Raw genomic sequence first — 19,463 nt, 5'->3', positions numbered from 1 at the left:
CCGGACCTGGCCTTTCGATCGGGCCGTCGGATCGCGCCGGGCTACCCGCCCTGCCGGTCCACGCCGACGGCGACGCGGTGCCGCGGCAGGCCGCCCGAAACCATGGCGGCGAGCGCGATCAGCACCGCCGACACCACCAGGCAGGCGACCAGCCCCGACGCCTGGTAGATCCAGCCGGACAGCAGCGTGCCCAGCAGCCGCCCCAGGGCATTGGCCATGTAGTAGAAGCCCACGTCCAGCGATACCCCGTCCTCGTCGGCGTAGCTGACGATCAAGTAGCTGTGCAACGAGGAATTCACCGCGAACAGCAGCCCGAACAGCCCCAGGCCCGCCACCAGCACGACCTGGGGCGAGGCGTCCGCGGCCAGCAACGCCGCCATCCCCGCAGGCACCACCGCCAACACGGCGGCCCAGCCCAGCGCGGTGCGCCCGTCCGGCAAGTGCGCCTGGCCGCGACCGGTGATGCGCGGAGCCAGCGACTGGACCAGGCCGTAGCCGATCACCCAGCAGGCCAGGAACCCGCCGACCTGCCAGTGGTCCCAGCCCAGGGCGGTCGCCAGGTACACCGGCAACGCCACCACGAACCAGACGTCGCGCGCGCCGAACAGGCACATTCGCGCCCCCGACAGTACGTTCACCGGCCGGCTCTTGGACAGGATGCGGCTGAATTTCGGCCTGGCCCGGGAGCGACCCAGGTCCCGGCGCAGCAGCAGCAGGCTGGCGATCCACACCAGCGCCAGCGCGGCCGCCATCCCCAGCACCGCGCCGCGAAAGCCCAGCCAGGTCAGCAGCGCGCCGCCGACGAAGAAGCCGACGCCCTTGAGTGCGTTCTTGGAACCGGTGAGTGCCGCAACCCAGCGATACAGGGTGCCCTGGGCCCCGTCGGCCACCAGCAGCTTGACGCTGCTCTTGGCGCTCATCTTGTTGAGGTCCTTGGCGATGCCCGACAGCGCCTGCGCCGTCATCACCAGCGGCACGGCCAGCCATGCGCTCGGCACCGCCAGCATCGCCAGCGCCACGATCTGCAGGCCCAGACCGATGTTCATGGTCCGGTTCAAGCCGATGCGCGCGCCCAGCCAGCCGCCCACCAGGTTGGTGACCACACCGAAGAACTCGTAGAACAGGAACAGCAGCGCGATCTGCAGCGGCGCGTAGCCGAGCTGGTGGAAATGCAGCACCACCAGCATGCGCAACGCCCCGTCGGTGAGGGTGAAGGCCCAGTAGTTTCCGGTCACCAGCGCGTACTGGCGCAGCCCGGGCGACGATGGCGACGGCGACGGCGATGGCGACGGTGCGTGGTTCATGCCGGTCCCAAATTCCCCCTGTAGAGCCGAGCTCGCTCGGCTGCGCCATTCGGCTATGCCGGCTCCGGAGCCGGGAGCAGCGGAGCAAGCTCCGCTCTACGTCGCGCCCTGGTAGAGCCGAGCTTGCTCGGCTGCGCGATCGGCTGCGCCGGCTCCGGACGGGTGGTCACGCCGGCGGCCCTGCCCGCCCCACCTTCAGCGCCAGCTCGGCGGTGCGATTCACATAGCCCCACTCGTTGTCGTACCACGCGTAGATCTTGACCTGGGTGCCGTTGATCACCCGGGTCGACAGCGCGTCGACGATCGACGAACGCGGATCGGTGCGGTAGTCGATCGACACCAGCGGCCGCGCCTCGTAGCCAAGGATGCCCTGTAGCGGGCCTTGCAGCGTGGCCGCACGCAGCAGTCCGTTGACCTCCTCCACCGTGGTGGCGCGCTCGACTTCGAACACGCAATCGGTGAGCGAGGCGTTGGTCAGCGGCACTCGCACCGCAATGCCGTCCAGGCGCCCGCGCAACTCCGGGAAGATCTCCGCGATCGCCGTGGCCGAACCGGTGGAGGTAGGAATCAGACTGCTGCCGCAGGCGCGGGCGCGGCGAAGGTCCTTGTGCGCGGCGTCGACGATGGTCTGAGTGTTGGTGAGCGAATGGATGGTGGTGATGCTGCCGTGGCGGATCCCGATCCCCTCGTGGATCACCTTGACCACCGGCGCCAGGCAGTTGGTGGTGCACGAGGCCGCGGTGACGATACGGTGCGCCAGTGGGTCGAACAGGTGATCGTTGACCCCGACCACGGCGTCGAGCACGCCAGGTTGCTTCACCGGCGCGGTCACCACCACGCGCGCGACGCCCTGGTCGAGATAGGGCTGCAGGGCTTCCTGCTTCCGGAACCGCCCCGAGGCTTCGATCACCACGTCGCAGTCCGACCAGTCGGTGTCGGCGATGCCGCGGTTGCGTGCGACCGGGATCCGGCGGCCATCGACAACCAGCGCGTCTCCCTCGTGGCCGATCTCGCGCCGCCAGGGTCCATGGATCGAGTCGAAGGCGAGCAGATGCGCCAGGGTGGCCGCGTCGGCGGCGGGATCGTTGATGCGGACGAATTCGGACGCGGATGCGAGATCGTCGCGTTCCAGCGCCGCGCGCAGGACGAGCCGACCCATCCGGCCGAACCCGTTGATCCCGATCTTGATGCTCATGTGCGGAACTCCAGCCAGTGAATCAAAGCATTGCGCACCGTGATCTCCCCCACGAGCCCACCGGCAGCGGCAACCCGCGTGAAAGCGAGGGCGTCTTTCGGATGGAATCGACAGCGCCGGCCACCGTGGGAGCCATGGCAGCCGCCACCGTCACCGCCGCGCTGCCCTGGGTGCGCAGCGTGCGGGGTCGCCGCCGCAGCAGTTCTCGGTGAGATAGTCGACCAGCCCCTGCATCGCGGCGAAGTCGGCGCGGTAGGTGATGCTTCGGCCGTGCTGCTCGGCCTCGATCAGCCCGGCCTGGGCCAGGGTCTTGAGGTGGAACGAGAGCGTGGTGGCGGCGAGGCCCAGCGCCTCGGCCAACTCCCCCGGGGTGGCGCCACCGGGCCCGAGCTGGACCAGGTGGCGAAACAGCGCCAGGCGGGATTTCTGCGCCAGCGCGGACAGGGCATCGAGTGCGGCGGCGGTCTGCATTGATTCCATCATACTGGAATATTTGAATTAATAGCTGACCACGGATGGATCGCGTACCGCGCCCGCTTCTCCGGCAGCGATGGGAGCGACGAAGGTCGCGACTCGACCGGGTGAGCGCCCACCCCGGCGGTCCGGGATCAGGTGACGTGCGCCGCCCGCCCACCGGGCTGCCGTTGCCGGGGTCCTGGGCACGCGCTTCTGATCTGGAGGTGCGCGTTCGATGCCGACCCCCGCCGGCGCGCCGGCCGATCGCCGACCGCCGACCGCCGACCGCCGACCGCCGAACGATGAGCGATGAGCGATGAGCGGTGAGCTTTTCTCGTCAGCCGCCGCGGATCTCCGGCGCGGCGCCTTGCGCCGCCGCGAGCTCGCGCCGGGCGCTACCGAGCACACGCAGCGCCGAGCGCAGGAACAGCAGCAACAGGGCGCACGCGACCAGCAGGTCGGGCCAGCCGCTGCCGAACGCCCAGACCCCCGCCGCGGCGGCCAGCACCGCCCCGCCTTCCCACACGTCGTTGCGCGAGCACTCCCATACCGAGGACATGTTGACGTCGCCATGCCGGTACGGCGCCAGCAGCCAGAGGCAGGCGGCATTGGCCCCCAGGTTGAGCAGCGCGGCCGCGCCCATGGTGTCGAACAGCGGCACCGCCGGGTGCGCCAGGCGCCACGCGATCTGCACCCCCACCGCGATCGCGGCGGCAAGAATGAGCACCCCCTTGAAGACCGCCACCCAGGCCTTCGCCCGCAGGCTTGCGCCGACCACCGCCAGGCTCAGCGCATAGGTCAGCGCGTCACCGAGGTTGTCCAGCCCGCCGGACAGCAGCGACGAGGAGCCCGCCGCGAACGCCGCCGCCACCATCATCAGGAACGTCGCCGCGTTGATCGCCAGCACCATGACCAGCACACGACGCTGCCGCGCCTGCAGGGCCCGGACCTCGATCGACTTGCCGCAGCACGAGTCGCCCATGCGAACAGCATAGCGCTCCGCGCAACGACGCCCCGGAAGCCGGACGCCGCGCCGGGGACGCTTCGACCCGGCGCGGCGACCTTGCGCCACTGCGCGCGCCGTGCGCGTCCGGTGCTACCGGCGGTCTCACGCCCCTGCCCGGAGCCGCGGCAGCGGCCGCCCGGGGGCGGCCGCTACAATGTCCGCCGCCGCCCAGCCGCCCCGCCGATGTCCAACAGCGCCGCCCAGACGCCCGAACACACCCCGCTGATGCGCCAGTTCTTCGCCGCCAAGGCGGAGCACCCGGACGTGTTGCTGTTCTTCCGGATGGGGGACTTCTACGAGCTGTTCTACGACGATGCGCGCAAGGCGGCGCGGCTGCTCGACATTACCCTCACCCAGCGCGGCGCCTCGGGCGGCGCGCCGATCCCGATGGCCGGCGTGCCGCACCACGCCGCCGAGGGCTACCTGGCGCGGCTGGTGGCGCTGGGCGAGTCGGTGGCGATCTGCGAACAGATCGGCGACCCCGCCGCCAGCAAGGGCCTGGTCGAGCGCAAGGTCGTGCGCATCGTCACCCCCGGCACGGTCACCGACGAAGCGCTGCTCGACGAGCGCCGCGACACCCTGCTGCTGGCGCTGGCGCGGTCGAAGCAAGGTTACGGCCTGGCCTGGGCCGACCTGGCCGGGGGCCGCTTCCTGGTCAACGAGGTGGCCAACGACGACCAGCTCGAGGCCGAGCTCTCGCGGCTGGAGCCGGCCGAGCTGCTGCTGCCCGACGAGGAGGGCTGGCCGGCGTTCCTGACCGCGCGCAGCGGCCTGCGCCGCCGCGCGCCGTGGCTGTTCGACGCCGACACCGGGCGCCGCCAGCTGCTGCAGTTCTTCGGGCTGCACGACCTGTCGGGCTTCGGCCTGGAGGACCGCCCGCTGGCGATCGCCGCCGCCAGCGCGCTGCTCGGCTACGTCGAGGAGACCCAGAAGCAGCGCCTGCCGCACCTGACCTCGATCGCGGTGGAGACCAGCGACGGCGCGATCGCGATGAACGCCGCCACCCGCCGCCACCTGGAGCTCGATACCCGCGTCGACGGCGACAGCCGCAACACCCTGCTCGGCGTGCTCGACAGCACCATCACCCCGATGGGCGGTCGCCTGCTGCGGCGCTGGCTGCACCGGCCGCTGCGCGACCGCACGGTGCTGGGCGAGCGCCACCACGCGGTGGCGACCCTGATCGACCACGGCGCCGAGACGGCGCTTCGCGAACGCTTCCGCGGCCTCGGCGACCTCGAGCGCATCCTCTCGCGCATCGCCCTGCGCTCGGCGCGGCCGCGCGACCTGTCCACCCTGCGCGACGGACTGGCGATGCTGCCGGAGCTGCGCGCGATGCTGGCGCCGCTGGATTCGCCGCGCCTGCAGGCGCTCGCCGACAGTCTCGGCGAACACGCCGCCGAAGCGCACCTGCTGGCCACCGCGTTGGTGGAACAGCCGCCGGTGCTGGCGCGCGACGGCGGCGTGTTCGCAGAGGGCCACGACGCCGAGCTCGACGAGCTGCGCGCGCTCAGCAGCAATGCCGACCAGTTCCTGGTGGACCTGGAGGCGCGCGAGCGCGAAGCCAGCGGCATCGCCACGCTCAAGCTCGGCTACAACCGCGTGCACGGCTACTACATCGAGATCAGCAAGGCGCAGGCCGGCCGGGCGCCGACGCACTACACCCGGCGCCAGACCCTGACCAACGCCGAACGCTACATCACCGAGGAGCTCAAGCAGTTCGAGGACAAGGTGCTCTCGGCCCGCGAGCGCGCGCTGGCCCGCGAGCGGCTGCTGTACGAGCAGCTGCTCGATGCGCTGGGCGCGCGGCTGGAGCCGCTGCGGCGCTGCGCCGGCGCGCTCAGCGAACTCGACGTGCTGGCCGCGTTCGCCGAGCGTGCGCAGGCGCTGGACTGGTCGCGGCCGGAGCTGGGCGGCAACCCGGGGCTGCGCATCGAGCGCGGCCGCCACCCGGTGGTGGAGGCGGTGCGCGACGAGCCGTTCGAGCCGAACGACCTGGTGCTCGACTGCGCCCCCGACCACGTCGGCCGCCGCATGCTGGTGATCACCGGTCCCAACATGGGCGGCAAGAGCACCTACATGCGCCAGAACGCGCTGATCGTGCTGCTGGCGCACATCGGCAGCTTCGTGCCGGCGACGCGCGCGGCGATCGGGCCGATCGACCGCATCCTGACCCGCATCGGCGCCGGCGACGACCTGGCGAAGGGGCAGTCCACCTTCATGGTCGAGATGGCCGAGACCAGCTACATCCTCCACCACGCCACCGACCAGTCGCTGGTGCTGATGGACGAAATCGGCCGCGGCACCTCCACCTACGACGGCCTGGCCCTGGCCGAAGCCTGCGCGCGTCACCTGGCGCAGGCCAACCGCAGCTATACCCTGTTCGCCACCCACTATTTCGAGCTGACCGCGCTGGCCGCGCCGGGCAGCGGCGTGGCCAACGTGCACCTGGACGCGGTGGAGCACCGCGACCAGTCGGGCGCCGAGACGCTGGTGTTCATGCACGCGGTGAAGGACGGCCCGGCCGACCGCAGCTTCGGCTTGCAGGTGGCGGCGCTGGCCGGGCTGCCCAAGGCGGTGGTGGCCGACGCCCGCGGCCGCCTGGCCGAGCTCGAGCAGCGCGGCCGCGAAACCCAGGCCGCGACGATGCGCCCGCAGGCGCTGGACGCGCCGCAGCAGATCGGCCTGTTCGCGCCGGCCTCGGCGGCGCTGGACGCGCTGGCCGGGATCGATCCCGACGAGCTGACGCCGAAGCAGGCGCTCGAGGCGCTGTACCGGCTCAAGGCCCTGTCCTGAGGCGCGGCCGCCTCGTCTAGACTTGCCGGCGGGCAAAGCGGGGAACATCCATGGAGTTTTCGCTCTTCGCCATCGGCGTGGCCGCCGGGGCGCTGGCCATGTTCGCCTGGTCCCGGCGCACGCGCGCCACGGATGGCGACCGGCCGCCGGGCGAGGCCGCAGCCGAAGATGCCACGTCCGCGATGCCTTCGGCCGAGGCCGCCGCCGCCGAGGACCGGGTCCAGGCGCTGAAACGCGAGATCGAAGCGAACGACGACGCCATCCAGCGCCCCGCCGATCTGCTGCAGCTGGCGACCTTCAACGAAGGCGTCGGCCTGCTTGCGGGCGCAGGCTACAGTGGCGCCCAAGTGGTCGAATGCCTCGGCAGCCAGGGCTACGTGCTGCCCTCGATGGCGGGCGCCGCGCTGCGCCAGCGCGGCGACGTCGACCCGGCCGCAGTGGTCGCGACCATCCCGCAACTGGGCGCCTACGCCCTGCACTTCGCGCTCGAGTACCTGCAGTCGCTGCCGGATGCGTCGACGCTGCCCGAGGTGGCGATGGCCGCACGCGAATGGTGGTGGGACTACGGCGGCATCCGCGACGACCTTCGCCGCTACCTGCGTCGCGCGTCGACGCTGCCCGCTGGCGCAACGGCGCCGTCCGCGCCCGCGGACGCGGACGAGCCGCGCCTCGAGGAGATCAAGGCCACGCTCGAACGCTTCCGCGAGCCGGTCCTGCAACCATCGATCGACGCCGTCGCCGGCGCGCTGGCCGCGCGGCGCGAGCGGCGCGTGCTCGGCGGCATCGGCCGGCTCGGCGCGCGCCCGCCATCGACGCCCCGGTTCGAGCATGACGCGCTCCGCGACGCGGTCGACGAGCTTCACGCGCGATTCAACGACCCGGCACCCCGTCCGCAACTGCTCGTCGGCGAGCCCGGTGTCGGAAAATCCGCCCTGCTGGACCTGCTGTGCACGCGCCTGCACGAGGACGGCTGGCTGGTGTTCGAAGCGTCCGCGGCCGACGTGCTGGCGGGACAGAAGTACGTCGGCGAACTCGAGGGCCGGCTGCGCGAGATGCTCGGCGTGCTGCAGCGGCCGCGCGCGCTGTGGCGCGTGCCGGACTTCTTCGATCTGCTGCACAAGGGCAGCCATTCCAACGACCCGCGCGGCATCCTGGACCTATTGCTGCCGGCGATCGAGCGCGGCGAGCTGCTGTTGGTCGGCGAGCTCACGCCGCAGCAGCATGCGCGCCTGTTGCTCGCTCGCCCTGCGGTGGCGCGGCTGTTCGACGTGCACCCGTTGGTGGCCGCTGGCGAGACCGCGCTGGCGGACATCGCCGCCCAGTGGGCGCGGGCGGCGCGCGAACTCTGCGGTCAGGACGCGATCGAGGCCGGCGCCCTGGCCGAAGCGCTGCGCATCGCCGCGCAGTACTTCCCGGACCAGTACGAACCCGGCCGCAGCCTGCGCCTGCTCGACGACGCGCTGGCGCTCGCGCGCCAACACGAGCCGCCCGCCCTGCCGATCGACGGCAACACGCTCCTGCTCGCCGTGGGCCAACGCAGCGGCATGCCGATGGAGGTGATCGACCAGCGCCAGCGCCTCTCACTGGACGGCCTGCGCGAGTTCTTCCGCAGCCGCGTCGTCGGCCAGGACGAGGCCATCGAGTGCCTCGTCGACCGCATCGCGATGCTCAAGGCCGGCCTGACCGACAGCCGGCGCCCGATCGGGGTCTTCCTGTTCGCCGGCCCCACCGGTACCGGCAAGACCGAACTGGCCAAGACCCTGGGCGAACTGCTGTTCGGCAGCGACGAACGGCTGCTGAGGTTGGACATGAGCGAGTTCCAGGCGCCCGATTCGGCCCATCGCCTGATCGCCGGCGGCCGCGGCGAGGAGGGCGCGCGCTCGCTGGTCTCGCGGATCCGCGAGCAGCCCTTCTCGGTGGTGCTGCTGGATGAATTCGAGAAGGCGCATCCCAACGTCTGGGACCTGTTCCTGCAAGTGTTCGACGACGGCCGGCTCGGCGACCAGCACGGCAACACCGCCGACTTCCGCCACAGCATCATCATCCTCACCAGCAACGTCGGCTCGACCATCGCCCGCGGCGCCGGACCCGGCTTCACCGCCAGCGCCGGCGGCTATTCGCGCAGCGCGGTGGAGAAGGCGCTGTACGAAACGTTCCGCCGCGAGTTCCTCAACCGGCTCGACCGGGTGGTGCTGTTCCGCCCGCTCGACCGCACGGTGATGCGCGGCATCCTGCACAAGGAGCTGGCGCGCGCCCTGGAACGCCGCGGCCTGCGCAGCCGCGACTGGGCGGTGGAGTGGGAACCCTCCGCGATCGAGTTCCTGCTCGACCGCGGCTTCACCCCGGACCTGGGCGCACGGCCGCTGCGCCGCGCGATCGAGGACCACCTGCTGGCGCCGCTGGCGCGCAGCATCGTGGAACATCGCGCGCCGGAAGGCGGGCAATTCCTGTTCGTGCGCGGCGCCGGCGACCGGCTGGACGTGGAGTTCATCGATCCGGACGCGCCTGCCGCCCGGGCGCAGCCGCTCGCAGCCGCGGCGGACCTGCGAGCGCTGGCGGACGCGGCCCAGGACGCGCCGCTGCCTGCCGCCATCCTGGAACCGCACGTCGAGGCGCTGTCGGCCCGCCTCTCGGCGGCCGCGTGGACCCAGGCCCGCGACGCGGACTTCGCGGCGATGAACGATGGCGGCTTCTGGGTCGACCCCGGCCGGTTCCGGATCCTGGACCGCATCGAACGCCGCGATCGCATCGAAAGCGCGCTCGGCGGCGCGGCGCGCATGCTCGAACGGCTGCGGCGCGGTGCCGACGGCACGCTATCGACCAGGCTGGCGCAGCTGCTGTTCCTGCTGGAGATCGCGATCGAGGACCTCGCCCAGGGGCGGCCGCAGGATGCCGAACTCGTCCTCAGCGCGAACGACGCGGAGCTCTCGCGACGCGCCTCGGAAATCCGGCAGTGGTGGCAGCGCCTGCTGGGCATGTACCTGAGCTGGGGTGAGCGGCGCGGCATGCAGATCGAGGTGGTCGAGCAGGACGCGCGGGGCTGCCGTGCGAGGCTCGGGGTCTCCGGATTCGGCGCGTTCCGCCTGCTCGCGGCGGAGACCGGCCTGCACGTGCTGGAAGCCAGCGACGAGCGCGGCGCCACCGAGCGCCTGCTGGTGCAGGTGGCGGTGACGCCGATGAGCCCCGGCGGCGCGGACCCGGTGCCGGGAGATCCCTTGTCCGCGGCCGCGCCGCCGATCTGCCGCCGCTACCGCGGCGAGCCTTCGCCGCTGGTGCGCGATACCCGGCGCGGCTGGCGCAGTGGCCGGCTGGATCGCGTGCTCGCCGGCGATTTCGACATCATCCGCTAGGATCCGACCGGCGCCGGCGGCGGCCACCCGGCTCAGGCGTCGCCCGAGCCTGGCCGGACCTGGCCTGGTTCGATCGACGCGATGCAGCCGATCCGCGAGCAATAGCCCTGGCCTATTCGCTTCTTCACTTAGTTCAATTTCATCTATTCATCATGGGGGCGTAGGGTGTGGGTTCATTTCCCGCACCACCCAGCCAGGGAGCGCTCCAGCGATGTCCAGCGAAGCCAAGTGCCCGTTCCACCACGCCACCGCCGGCGGCGGCACCACCAATCGCGAGTGGTGGCCGACGCAGCTCCGGCTCGACCTGCTGAACCAGCATTCGAACCGCTCCAATCCCCTCGGCGACGGCTTCGACTACGCCGAAGCGTTCGGCAAGCTCGACTATCACGCGCTCAAGAAGGACCTGCGCGACCTGATGACCGATTCCCAGGACTGGTGGCCGGCCGACTTCGGCCACTACGGCGGTCTGTTCGTGCGCATGGCCTGGCACAGCGCCGGCACCTATCGCATCGGCGATGGCCGCGGCGGCGGCGGCCGCGGCCAGCAGCGCTTCGCCCCGCTCAACAGCTGGCCCGACAACGTCAGCCTCGACAAGGCGCGGCGGCTGCTGTGGCCGATCAAGCAGAAGTACGGCCAGAAGATCTCCTGGGCGGACCTGCTCATCCTCACCGGCAACGTGGCGCTGGAGACGATGGGGTTCCGCACCTTCGGCTTCGGCGGCGGCCGCGAGGACACCTGGGAGCCGGACCAGGACGTGTACTGGGGCCGCGAGACCACCTGGCTCGGCGGCGACGTGCGTTATGCGCACGGTTCGGAGGGCGTGGACAAGCCGGACGACGAAGGCGTGCTGGTGTCCGACGACGATGCCGACGGCGACGTGCATACCCGCAGGCTCGAGAACCCGCTGGCCGCGGTGCAGATGGGGCTGATCTACGTCAATCCCGAGGGCCCCGACGGCAACCCGGATCCGCTGCTCGCCGCGAAGGACATCCGCGACACGTTCGGGCGGATGGCCATGGACGACGAGGAGACCGTCGCGCTGATCGCCGGCGGCCACAGCTTCGGCAAGACCCATGGCGCCGGCCCGGCCGACAACGTCGGGCCCGAACCGGAGGCCGCCGATCCCGAGCTGCAGGGCCTGGGCTGGCACAACAGCTACGGCACCGGCAAGGGCGGCGACACCATCACCTCGGGCCTGGAAGTCACCTGGACCCAGACCCCGACGCTGTGGAGCAACAAGTTCTTCGAGAACCTGTTCGGTTTCGAATGGGAGCTGGAGAAGTCGCCGGCCGGCGCGCAGCAGTGGGTGGCTAGGGACGCGGGCGAGGAGATCCCCGACGCGCACGACCCGTCCAGGAAGCACCGCCCGCGCATGCTCACCACCGACCTGTCGCTGCGATTCGATCCGGTCTACGGCCCGATCTCCAGGCGCTTCCTGGAGAACCCGCAGGCCTTCGCCGACGCCTTCGCCCGCGCCTGGTTCAAGCTGACCCACCGAGACATGGGCCCGCGCTCGCGGTACCTGGGCCCGGAAGTCCCGAAGGAGGAGCTGGTCTGGCAGGACCCGCTGCCGGCAGTCGACCATCCGCTGGTGAACGCGGCCGACGTCGACGCGCTGAAGAAGAAGATCGCCGACTCCGGCCTGTCGGTAGCCGAGCTGGTGTCGACCGCCTGGGCCTCGGCCTCGACCTTCCGCGGCGGCGACAAGCGCGGCGGCGCCAACGGCGCGCGCATCCGCCTCGCCCCGCAGAAGGACTGGGCGGTGAACCAGCCCGAGCGGCTGGCGAAGGCGCTCGGGGCGCTCGAGCGGCTGCAGGCGGAGTTCAACCTGGAGGCGAGCGAGGGCCGGAAGATTTCGCTGGCCGACCTGATCGTGCTGGCCGGCGGCGTCGGCGTCGAGCAGGCGGCGAAGGCCGCGGGGTTCGACGTCGACGTCCCGTTCCGCCCCGGCCGCACCGATGCGCGCCAGGATCAGACCGATGTCGAATCCTTCTCGGTGATGGAGCCGTTCGCCGATGGCTTCCGCAACTACAGCAAGGGCCCCTCGGCGGTGCCGGTCGAACACCTGCTCGTGGACCGCGCGCAACTGCTGACCCTGACCGCGCCGGAGATGACCGCCCTGATCGGCGGCCTGCGCGTGCTCGGCGCCAACCACGACGGCTCGCCGAACGGCGTCTTCACCGATCGCCCCGGCGCGCTGAGCAACGATTTCTTCCGCAACCTGCTCGACATGGGCACGGAGTGGAAGGCGACGTCGAAGGCGGGCGACCTGTTCGAAGGCCGCACCCGCGGCGACGGCGCGAAGAAATGGACCGCCACCCGCGTCGACCTGGTGTTCGGCGCCAACTCGGTGCTGCGCGCCCTGGCCGAGGTCTACGCCAGCGACGATGGCCAGGCGAAGCTGGTCGACGACTTCGTCGCGGCCTGGACCAAGGTGATGGAACTGGACCGTTTCGACCTCGCCGCCTGACGCGCGATCCGCAAGAGCGCCGGCCGTGCGTTCGCAGGAGCGCCGGCCGGGCCTTGTGCAGGAGCGGGCCACGGCCGCGAAGGCCGCGGGGGGCTCCGGTCGTGCTAGCGGTGATTCCGGGCACCGGTCCCCGCGCCGGCTTTCGCGTGCATGGCACGCTCCTACGCGCGGCCAGATCACGGGTGGCGCCCTTGTAGGAGCGGCCCATGGCCGCGAAGGCCGCGGGGCGCTCAGATCGGGTCGGCGCGATTCCGGGCGTCGGCCCTACGTCGCATCGATGTCGCCGAGGGCGCGGATCAGCCGGCGCGCGCGCTTGTCGGGTTTGCCCTCGGGCGGCCGGTAGCCGGCGCGGCCGGCGCGCAGTTCCGCCAGCCGCGCCTCGCGCGCGGCCCGCGATTCATCGCTCTCCGCGTACAGGGCCCGGGCGACGGGGGCAGGTCCGCGGGTGTCGGAGATGCCGAGCACCTCGATCTCGAAGATCTCCTCGCCGCGCGCGATGCGCAGGCGGTCGCCGATGCGGATCGCGCGCGCCGGCTTGGCCCGCTGCCCGCCGACGTCGACCTTGCCGTTGTCCACGGCCTGACGGGCCAGGCTGCGGGTGCGGAAGAAGCGCGCGGCCCACAGCCAGAGGTCGAGACGGACGGCATCGCCAGGCGCGGTCATGTCGCTACGCGGCGGACGCCGTGCCAACGCGAAGGCCACGCGATGCGATCCGGCGCCGCAACCACGCCCGCGATGCACCGGGCGACGAGCCCGGGCGCGGCGATGACGATGACGATGACGAGAGCAATGGCGATGGCGATGGCAATGGCAGTAGCAGCGAGGATCACGATGGCGATGGCGACGGTAGCGGCAGCTGCGCTAGCCGCCGACGCCACGAGCGAGGCTCAGTCGTCGCTGGAACGGCGGCGGAAGTCGATCTTCTCGCCGCTGCGGTCGTCCCGGCTGGACCAGATCGCGGTCTCTTCTGGCCTGCAGCGCGGATCCACGAGCTCGCGCTTGCCGGAGCGCGCGTCCTCGACCGCCTGGTTGGTCTGGCACTCCAGCCGGTCGGTCAGGCGTACCGTGGCATCGTTGTCGCGTCCGCCGCTGGCGCACCCGGCAAGCACGACGCCGGCCAGCAGGAGCGCCGCGGGCGACTTGAGGATCTTCACCGGCCTTCTCCCTCGATCGATCCATGCATGCTAGTCCAGCGCCCGGGTTCACTGGGGCAACCAGGGCTGAACACGTTCCTGCAGCCGGCGCGGGCGGCTGCCGGAAACGCGAACGGCCGCCCTGGGGCGGCCGTCTGCCGACACTGGATGCCGGAATTACTCGGCGGCGGGAGCGGCGGCTGCCGCGGCCGCGGCGGCGGCCGCCTCGCGCAGGTCGGCGTTGGCCTTGGCGGTCTTAGCCTTGGCGCGGGCCGACAGGTCTTCCTTGATGCGCGCCTTCTTGCCCTCCAGGCCGCGCAGGTAGTACAGCTTGCCCGCGCGCACCGCGCCGCGGCGCTTGACCTCGACGGTTTCGATGGTGGCGCTGTGGGTCTGGAACACGCGCTCGACGCCGAAGCCGTGGGAAATCTTGCGCACGGTGAACGAGGAGTTCAGGCCGGCGTTCTTCTTGGCGATCACCACGCCCTCGTAGGCCTGCACGCGCTCGCGGTTGCCTTCCTTCACCTTGACGTTGACGACGACGGTGTCGCCGGGGCTGAAATCGGGCAGCTGGCGCTGGACCTGCTCTTTCTCGAAATCCTGCAGCAGGGTGTTCAGGGAGGGCTTGGTGGTCATGGTCTTGGCCTGTTGGAGTCGTTGTAGGCGTGGTGCACGTGGACGCACGCTCATGGCATGGATGGAACGGCAAGCCGCGTATTGTAACGGCAATTTCCCTTGCGCGGCTAGTAGTTAGCCCTGGTCCGCCGGATCCTCCGGGGCGCCCCCCGGATCGGCCAGCAGGGCGTGGTCGGCGGCGGAGAGCGCGGCCTGGCCGAGAAGGTCGGGCCGGCGCTCGCGGGTGCGCAGCAGCGCCTGGCGGCGGCGCCAGCGCGCGATTTCGGCATGGTTGCCCGACAGCAACACCTCGGGCACCTCGCCCAGCGGGTGGCTGACCGGCCGGGTGTAGTGCGGGCAGTCCAGCAGCCCTGGCCCGCCGCCGGCCTCGGCCCCGAAGCTGTCCTGGGCCGCCGATTCGGCAGCGTTGAGGGCGCCCTCCTGCAGCCGCGCCACCGCATCGATCACCACCGCGGCCGGCAGTTCGCCGCCGGACAGGACGTAGTCGCCGATCGACAGCTCCTCGTCCACTTCCGCAGCGATCAGGCGCTCATCGATGCCCTCGTAGCGCCCGCACAGCAGCAGCAGACGCTCGCGGTCGGCCAGTTCGCGCACCAGGGCCTGGTCCAGGCGGCGCCCCTGCGGGCTGAGGTAGACGACCCGCGACGGCGCCGGATCGGCGGCACGCGCGGCGGCGATCGCGGCGCGCAACGGCTCGATCATCATCACCATGCCCGGGCCCCCGCCGAACGGGCGGTCGTCGACGCGGCGATAGTTGCCCTCGGCGAAGTCGCGCGGGTTCCAGCCGTGGATCGACAGCAGCCCGCGCTCGCGGGCGCGCCCGACCACGCCGAAGTCCGCGCAGGCGGCGACGAACTCGGGGAACAGGCTGATGATGTCGATGCGCATGGGGACGGGAATCGGGAATCGGGAATCGGGAATCGGGAGGCGGGAGGCGGGAGGCGGGAGGCGGGAGGCGGGAGGCGGGAGGCGGAAGGCGGAAGGCGGAAGGCGGAAGGCGGAAGGCGGAAATGGTACGGCCCACCCCGTAGAGCGGAGCTTGCTCCGCTGCCGTGGGCTCCGGAGCCGGCGCAGCGGAGCAAGCTCCGCTCTACGGGGCTAGAAATCCGGGTCCCAGTCCGCCACGACCAGACCCGCGTCGAAGTCGATCGAGCGCACGTAATCCGGGGTGACGAACGGGATCATGCGCTCGCGCGCGTCGTCGCGGGCCACCAGCACGTCGTTGGCACCGGTGGAAAACAGATAGGCTACGCGGCCCAGCGGAATCCCGTCGGGCGTTTCCACGCGCAACCCTTCCAGGTCGACCCAGTAGTACTCGCCGGGCTTCGGCGGCGGCAGGGCCGAACGCGCGACCAGCAGCTCGGCGCCGCGCATCGCCTCGGCCGCGTCGCGGTCCTCAACGCCGGGCAATCGCGCAACGATGCCCTTGGCGGTCTGCCGTCCGGCCACGCCGGGCAGCTCGCACTCTTGCCCGCGCGCGTCGCGCAGGATCAGCGGCCGGTACTGGAGCAGTCGCTCCGGCGGATCGGTGAACGATTCGAGCTTGAGCTCGCCGCGCACGCCGAAAGCGCCGTGGATCCTGCCCAGCAGGATGCGACGTCCGGGGTCGTTCATGGGCATCGGCGGCCGCGCGCGGGGCGCGGCCCGGGGCTCAGGCCGCGGCCTGGCCCTGCTGCGCCTTCGCCGCTTCCCTGTACAGGTTGCGGACCTTGTCGGTCATCTGCGCACCCTGCCCGACCCAGTGGTCGACGCGGGCGGTGTCCAGCACCACGCGCTGCTCGGCACCGGAGGCGACGGGGTTGTAGTAACCCACGCGCTCGATGTTGCGACCGTCGCGCGCGCTGCGCGAGTCGGTGACGATGATGTGGTAGAACGGACGCTTCTTGGCGCCGCCACGGGTCAGGCGGATCTTGACCATCTCGGTTTTCCTGTGTTGCCCAGTCGCCAGATCGGCGAGGTAAGCCGGGAATTGTACGCCATCGGGATGGCCGGGGGAATCGCCCCCCGCACATCTCAATCCTGGCCGGCCGGCCCGCGGCGCGCCCCTTCGGCGGCCTTGATCCGCTCCGCGGTCGGCGGATGCGTGGACAGATACCCGATGGCGCCGGCCGACTCGCCATGCTCGGCGGCAAGTCCGCGCATGATCCGGGCGAAGGCCTGCGGGGGGATGCCCCGCCGCTCCAGCAGCGCCACGGCGTAGGCATCGGCCTCGCGCTCGTGCCCCCTGGAATAGCCGCTGCTGAGCAGCACCGTGGGCAGGGCCACCGCCAGCGACGAGCCCGACACATCGCCGAAGGCCAGCCCCACCACCAGCAGCACCGACGAACTCTCGATCGCCTGGCGCATGCCGTGGCGATGGACGTGGTGCCCGGCTTCATGGGCCAGCACGGCCAGGATCTCCTCGTCGTCGGCCGCCAGCGCGACCAGCTCGTCGGTGACGTAGATCCTGCCGTCCGGCAATGCCAGGGCGTTGGCGCCCAGACCCGGGGCGCGGGCGAAGTGCAGGCGCATGTCGGCGTGGCGCGGTTCGCCTTCCACCAGCCGCGCGAACCGCTGGCGCAGGACGCGACGTCGCGCCTCCGGCAGCCGACTGGGCGCCAGATGGGCGCGCTCGAGCAGCGCGACGGCCTGGCGACTGATCTCCGCCTCGACCGCCCGCGGCATTTCCGCGGCGATCCGCTCCGCCACCCACGGTACGCCTACGCGCAGGAACACGAACGCCAGCAATGCGGTGACCGAGGCGGCAGCCAGGATCGCCAACCGTCGGCGCTCGAGCCAGTCGGCCACGGCCTCGACCCAGCCAGCCGGCCGCGGGAACCACTGCGCCAGTTGCGGCGAGTCGGGGCATTCGATCCGGCCGTGGCCATCGCGACGGAGCACGCGCGGCGTGGCCCCGAGCCGCTCGCCCACTTCGATTTCGTCCATCGGCCAGGACGTTTCCGACCCGTCCGCGACATCGACGATCCGCAGCCGGTCGGTGCCGGCGCGCTCCAACCTCACCGGCCGCACGCGCGTGGTGCGACCGTCATGCCATTGGCCGTCGATCGTGCTCAGATCCCGAGCTCCACGCCGAAATCGAGCGCATCGGAGAGTTCCGCGCCGGTGGCGCCGCGTTCGGTGTCGACGTCGGCGAGGAAATCCTCGATCCCATCGCTGACCACCACCGCGAAGCACGCGGCGCGATACCTCGCCAGCCGGATCATCGCCCACGGCGTCGCCAGCCCGAGCGTGCACAGGACCGCCACCAGGTTGGTGGCGTAGAGCCACATCACCCGGCGCGCGCTCAGGGTCGACTCGAACCGATGCCCGCCCAGCCGGGTGCTGTTCCACAGCAGGTTGGTGTAGCGAACCCGCAGGTACACCATGACCGCGAACATCCCCAGGTAGGCGAGCAGCAGCAGCGATGTCGCAGCCACGGCCGCGGCCGCGGGCGGCTCGCCCGCCGCGGCCCCGCCGCTGGTGGCGCCGCTCAGCGCGATGATCGCCCCGACGGCCAGCACCAGCAGGCATCCGCCGCCGACCGCGGCCACCAGCGCGATCACGTAGGGCACGTAATACGGCCCCGCATCGGACGCGAAGTGGAATGCGCTCCTGCCGAAACGGTGTCCGGACACGATGTACTCGTGCTGCCTGCGCTTCATCAACGGATAAAGCAGGCTGAGCGTGAGTCCGGACAGCACCGGCCAGCCCATGAACGGCCCATAGGCCTGGCCACCGGTATGCGCGAAGTGGAAGCGCAGCCCCCGCCATGCCGAATAGCGCGCCCGGAACCGCGTGGCCATGAACACGATCAGCGGCATGCAGGCGAACACCGCCAGCAGCAGGACGAAATAGAGCACCGGCATGAACTGGGAGCTCAGCCCGAGCGCGATCACCACCGCATAGGCGACCAGGCGCCCCTTGAGGATGCGGATCGGATCGGCGAGGTATTCGAACGCCGAGCCGGCGATGCTGGTATTGCCGTAGAAATACCGCTCGGTGCGCACCTTGGCCCAAGCCGAGTAGATGCCCAGGGTCAGGATCGACAGCAACAGGTTGACGATCCAAATGCCGAAGTACTCGCCGGCACGGCCGTCGAAGCGTGGCCGGTAGCGCACATCCTCTGGCGCCGGAGCGGGCGCGGTCGCGGCTTCGCCGCCGTCCGAAGGCGGCGGTGTGGTCTGGTCGAGCATGTGTCCCCCTTTCCCTTTCCCCTGCCGCGCATGCCGCCGCGGCGTTCCCTGTCATGCCGGCCCCGACCGCTCCGTGGCGGTTCCGTGCCGGCGCGAGGCCGAACCTTACCCCATCGCGCGCCCGTGTGGCAGGACCGGCCGCCGCCTCACAGCGGCTGCCACGGGCGCCGCTCCAGCGCCTCGCGGGGGAGCCGCGCCGCATCGCCGCTGGCCGCGAACTCCAGCCCGTCGATCGCGCCGATCGTCTGGACCCCGCGCGAGTTGCAGGTGAACGCGCCACGGAAGTCCGCCACCTGGTCCAGGCCGACCGGGCGGATGGCCTGGGGCACGCCCGCCTCGGCCAGCCCGGCCTGCAGCAGGCGCTCGGTCACGCCGCGCAGGGCCGGGCCCTCCGGCCAGACCACGCCGGCGCCGTCGAGGAAGCCCAGGTTCCACACCGACCCTTCCAGCACCCGACCCTGCGCGTCGACGAACAGGGCGTCATCGTGACCTTCCAGCAGCGCCAGGCGGCGGTGATGGAACAGCGCGAAGGTACCGAGATGCTTGAGGTTCGGCGCGGCGCGGCAATACCCGAAGCTGCGCACCCGGAGCGCCGCGGCGGCGGGCTCACGCGCCACGGACACCACGTCGAGCACCAGCACGGCAGCATCGTCGGTCCCGACCGGCGCCGGATCCGCGCCGGGTGCGAACACCATACTGCGCAGGGTGCAGTCCACGACCCCGGCTGCGGCCAGCGCGCCGCGCCAGCCCGCGCGCAGGCGTGCGGGATCCAGGTCGCGGCCGAACAGTTCGCGGGTCGCGTCACGCAACCGCTCCAGATGCAGGTCGAGCCCCCGCACCGCGCCGGCGCGCACCTGCATGGTGGTGAAGTGCCCGTAGTTGGTCAGCGCCAGCGCCTGCAGCGCGGCGGCGGGCGCCGGGCGCCCGTCGATCCAGGCCGTGGTCATC

General features: G+C 71.5%; 17 protein-coding genes. 3 read left to right on the top strand and 14 right to left on the bottom strand.

Translation table 11 applies throughout. The features are described from left to right. Nucleotides 1–41: 41 nt before the first annotated feature. From arsJ to H0E84_RS02315, 4 genes are all read right to left on the bottom strand, one after another. A complete protein-coding gene (arsJ, locus tag H0E84_RS02330; RefSeq protein ID WP_180677013.1) occupies nt 42–1,304 on the bottom strand; it encodes an organoarsenical effux MFS transporter ArsJ in 1,263 nt (420 codons plus the stop codon). 166 nt (nt 1,305–1,470) lie between these two features. Next, on the bottom strand, nt 1,471–2,499 hold the full coding sequence (locus tag H0E84_RS02325; RefSeq protein WP_180677012.1) for an ArsJ-associated glyceraldehyde-3-phosphate dehydrogenase: 1,029 nt from the start codon (nt 2,497–2,499) through the stop codon (nt 1,471–1,473). A 150-nt stretch (nt 2,500–2,649) separates the two neighbouring features. Further along, a complete protein-coding gene (locus H0E84_RS02320) occupies nt 2,650–2,970 on the bottom strand; it encodes an ArsR/SmtB family transcription factor (protein WP_180677011.1) in 321 nt (106 codons plus the stop codon). A 322-nt stretch (nt 2,971–3,292) separates the two neighbouring features. Continuing rightward, the gene (locus H0E84_RS02315) at nt 3,293–3,937 is read right to left on the bottom strand and encodes a cation efflux transmembrane domain-containing protein (RefSeq protein ID WP_180677010.1); all 645 of its coding nucleotides are present in this window, start codon (nt 3,935–3,937) and stop codon (nt 3,293–3,295) included. A gap of 207 nt (nt 3,938–4,144) precedes the next feature. Here H0E84_RS02315 and mutS point away from each other — a divergent pair, with 207 nt between their 5' ends. The 3 genes from mutS to katG all read left to right on the top strand — a co-directional run bounded on the left by mutS (nt 4,145) and on the right by katG (nt 12,574). Further along, the gene (mutS, locus tag H0E84_RS02310) at nt 4,145–6,754 is read left to right on the top strand and encodes a DNA mismatch repair protein MutS (RefSeq protein WP_180677009.1); all 2,610 of its coding nucleotides are present in this window, start codon (nt 4,145–4,147) and stop codon (nt 6,752–6,754) included. A 50-nt stretch (nt 6,755–6,804) separates the two neighbouring features. Continuing rightward, nucleotides 6,805–10,104 (top strand): AAA family ATPase, encoded by a 3,300-nt coding sequence (locus H0E84_RS02305; RefSeq protein WP_180677008.1) that lies wholly within the window; start codon nt 6,805–6,807, stop codon nt 10,102–10,104. Nucleotides 10,105–10,315: 211 nt separating this feature from the next. Next, nucleotides 10,316–12,574 (top strand): catalase/peroxidase HPI, encoded by a 2,259-nt coding sequence (gene katG, locus H0E84_RS02300; protein WP_180677007.1) that lies wholly within the window; start codon nt 10,316–10,318, stop codon nt 12,572–12,574. 264 nt (nt 12,575–12,838) lie between these two features. Here katG and H0E84_RS02295 read toward each other — a convergent pair whose 3' ends face one another. The 10 genes from H0E84_RS02295 to H0E84_RS02250 form a co-directional block, all read right to left on the bottom strand. Then, complete coding sequence (locus H0E84_RS02295) at nt 12,839–13,237, bottom strand: RNA-binding S4 domain-containing protein (protein ID WP_180677006.1); 399 nt, start codon at nt 13,235–13,237, stop codon at nt 12,839–12,841. Continuing rightward, nucleotides 13,234–13,404 (bottom strand): hypothetical protein, encoded by a 171-nt coding sequence (locus H0E84_RS02290; RefSeq protein WP_180677005.1) that lies wholly within the window; start codon nt 13,402–13,404, stop codon nt 13,234–13,236. Before H0E84_RS02290 ends, H0E84_RS02295 begins: the two co-directional genes overlap by 4 nt. A 57-nt stretch (nt 13,405–13,461) precedes the next feature. Beyond that, the gene (locus H0E84_RS02285; protein WP_180677004.1) at nt 13,462–13,728 is read right to left on the bottom strand and encodes a hypothetical protein; all 267 of its coding nucleotides are present in this window, start codon (nt 13,726–13,728) and stop codon (nt 13,462–13,464) included. Between the two features lie 156 nt (nt 13,729–13,884). After that, the gene (rplS, locus tag H0E84_RS02280; protein WP_180677003.1) at nt 13,885–14,343 is read right to left on the bottom strand and encodes a 50S ribosomal protein L19; all 459 of its coding nucleotides are present in this window, start codon (nt 14,341–14,343) and stop codon (nt 13,885–13,887) included. A gap of 114 nt (nt 14,344–14,457) precedes the next feature. Further along, nucleotides 14,458–15,231 carry a tRNA (guanosine(37)-N1)-methyltransferase TrmD gene (trmD, locus tag H0E84_RS02275; protein WP_180677002.1) on the bottom strand — a complete coding sequence of 258 codons (774 nt, stop codon included), beginning with the start codon at nt 15,229–15,231 and terminating at the stop codon, nt 14,458–14,460. A 210-nt stretch (nt 15,232–15,441) separates the two neighbouring features. Then, the gene (gene rimM / locus H0E84_RS02270) at nt 15,442–15,957 is read right to left on the bottom strand and encodes a ribosome maturation factor RimM (protein WP_180677001.1); all 516 of its coding nucleotides are present in this window, start codon (nt 15,955–15,957) and stop codon (nt 15,442–15,444) included. A 37-nt stretch (nt 15,958–15,994) separates the two neighbouring features. Continuing rightward, the gene (gene rpsP, locus H0E84_RS02265; protein WP_180677000.1) at nt 15,995–16,261 is read right to left on the bottom strand and encodes a 30S ribosomal protein S16; all 267 of its coding nucleotides are present in this window, start codon (nt 16,259–16,261) and stop codon (nt 15,995–15,997) included. Between the two features lie 95 nt (nt 16,262–16,356). Further along, nucleotides 16,357–17,388 (bottom strand): M48 family metallopeptidase, encoded by a 1,032-nt coding sequence (locus tag H0E84_RS02260; protein WP_425600450.1) that lies wholly within the window; start codon nt 17,386–17,388, stop codon nt 16,357–16,359. A gap of 5 nt (nt 17,389–17,393) precedes the next feature. Next, on the bottom strand, nt 17,394–18,515 hold the full coding sequence (locus tag H0E84_RS02255) for a YjgN family protein (protein ID WP_180676998.1): 1,122 nt from the start codon (nt 18,513–18,515) through the stop codon (nt 17,394–17,396). 146 nt (nt 18,516–18,661) lie between these two features. Then, nucleotides 18,662–19,462, bottom strand: coding sequence for an aminotransferase class IV (locus H0E84_RS02250; protein WP_180676997.1), 801 nt, complete (start codon nt 19,460–19,462; stop codon nt 18,662–18,664). Nucleotide 19,463: the final 1 nt, after the last annotated feature.

It is taken from the genome of Luteimonas salinisoli (genome assembly GCF_013425525.1).
GTDB lineage: Bacteria > Pseudomonadota > Gammaproteobacteria > Xanthomonadales > Xanthomonadaceae > Luteimonas > Luteimonas salinisoli.
The sequence above is the reverse complement of the archived record's forward strand: the minus strand, read 5'-3'. Positions and strand labels throughout refer to the sequence as shown.

Coding starts and splice junctions, on each gene's coding strand:
- H0E84_RS02305 (WP_180677008.1), top strand. CDS start 6,805: ATGGAGTTTTCGCTCTTCGCCATCGGCGTGGCCGCCGGGGCGCTGGCC.
- H0E84_RS02325 (WP_180677012.1), bottom strand. CDS start 2,499: ATGAGCATCAAGATCGGGATCAACGGGTTCGGCCGGATGGGTCGGCTC.
- arsJ (WP_180677013.1), bottom strand. CDS start 1,304: ATGAACCACGCACCGTCGCCATCGCCGTCGCCGTCGCCATCGTCGCCC.
- trmD (WP_180677002.1), bottom strand. CDS start 15,231: ATGCGCATCGACATCATCAGCCTGTTCCCCGAGTTCGTCGCCGCCTGC.
- H0E84_RS02250 (WP_180676997.1), bottom strand. CDS start 19,462: ATGACCACGGCCTGGATCGACGGGCGCCCGGCGCCCGCCGCCGCGCTG.
- rpsP (WP_180677000.1), bottom strand. CDS start 16,261: ATGGTCAAGATCCGCCTGACCCGTGGCGGCGCCAAGAAGCGTCCGTTC.
- mutS (WP_180677009.1), top strand. CDS start 4,145: ATGTCCAACAGCGCCGCCCAGACGCCCGAACACACCCCGCTGATGCGC.
- H0E84_RS02255 (WP_180676998.1), bottom strand. CDS start 18,515: ATGCTCGACCAGACCACACCGCCGCCTTCGGACGGCGGCGAAGCCGCG.
- H0E84_RS02295 (WP_180677006.1), bottom strand. CDS start 13,237: ATGACCGCGCCTGGCGATGCCGTCCGTCTCGACCTCTGGCTGTGGGCC.
- rplS (WP_180677003.1), bottom strand. CDS start 14,343: ATGACCACCAAGCCCTCCCTGAACACCCTGCTGCAGGATTTCGAGAAA.
- H0E84_RS02320 (WP_180677011.1), bottom strand. CDS start 2,970: ATGCAGACCGCCGCCGCACTCGATGCCCTGTCCGCGCTGGCGCAGAAA.
- rimM (WP_180677001.1), bottom strand. CDS start 15,957: ATGAACGACCCCGGACGTCGCATCCTGCTGGGCAGGATCCACGGCGCT.
- H0E84_RS02315 (WP_180677010.1), bottom strand. CDS start 3,937: ATGGGCGACTCGTGCTGCGGCAAGTCGATCGAGGTCCGGGCCCTGCAG.
- katG (WP_180677007.1), top strand. CDS start 10,316: ATGTCCAGCGAAGCCAAGTGCCCGTTCCACCACGCCACCGCCGGCGGC.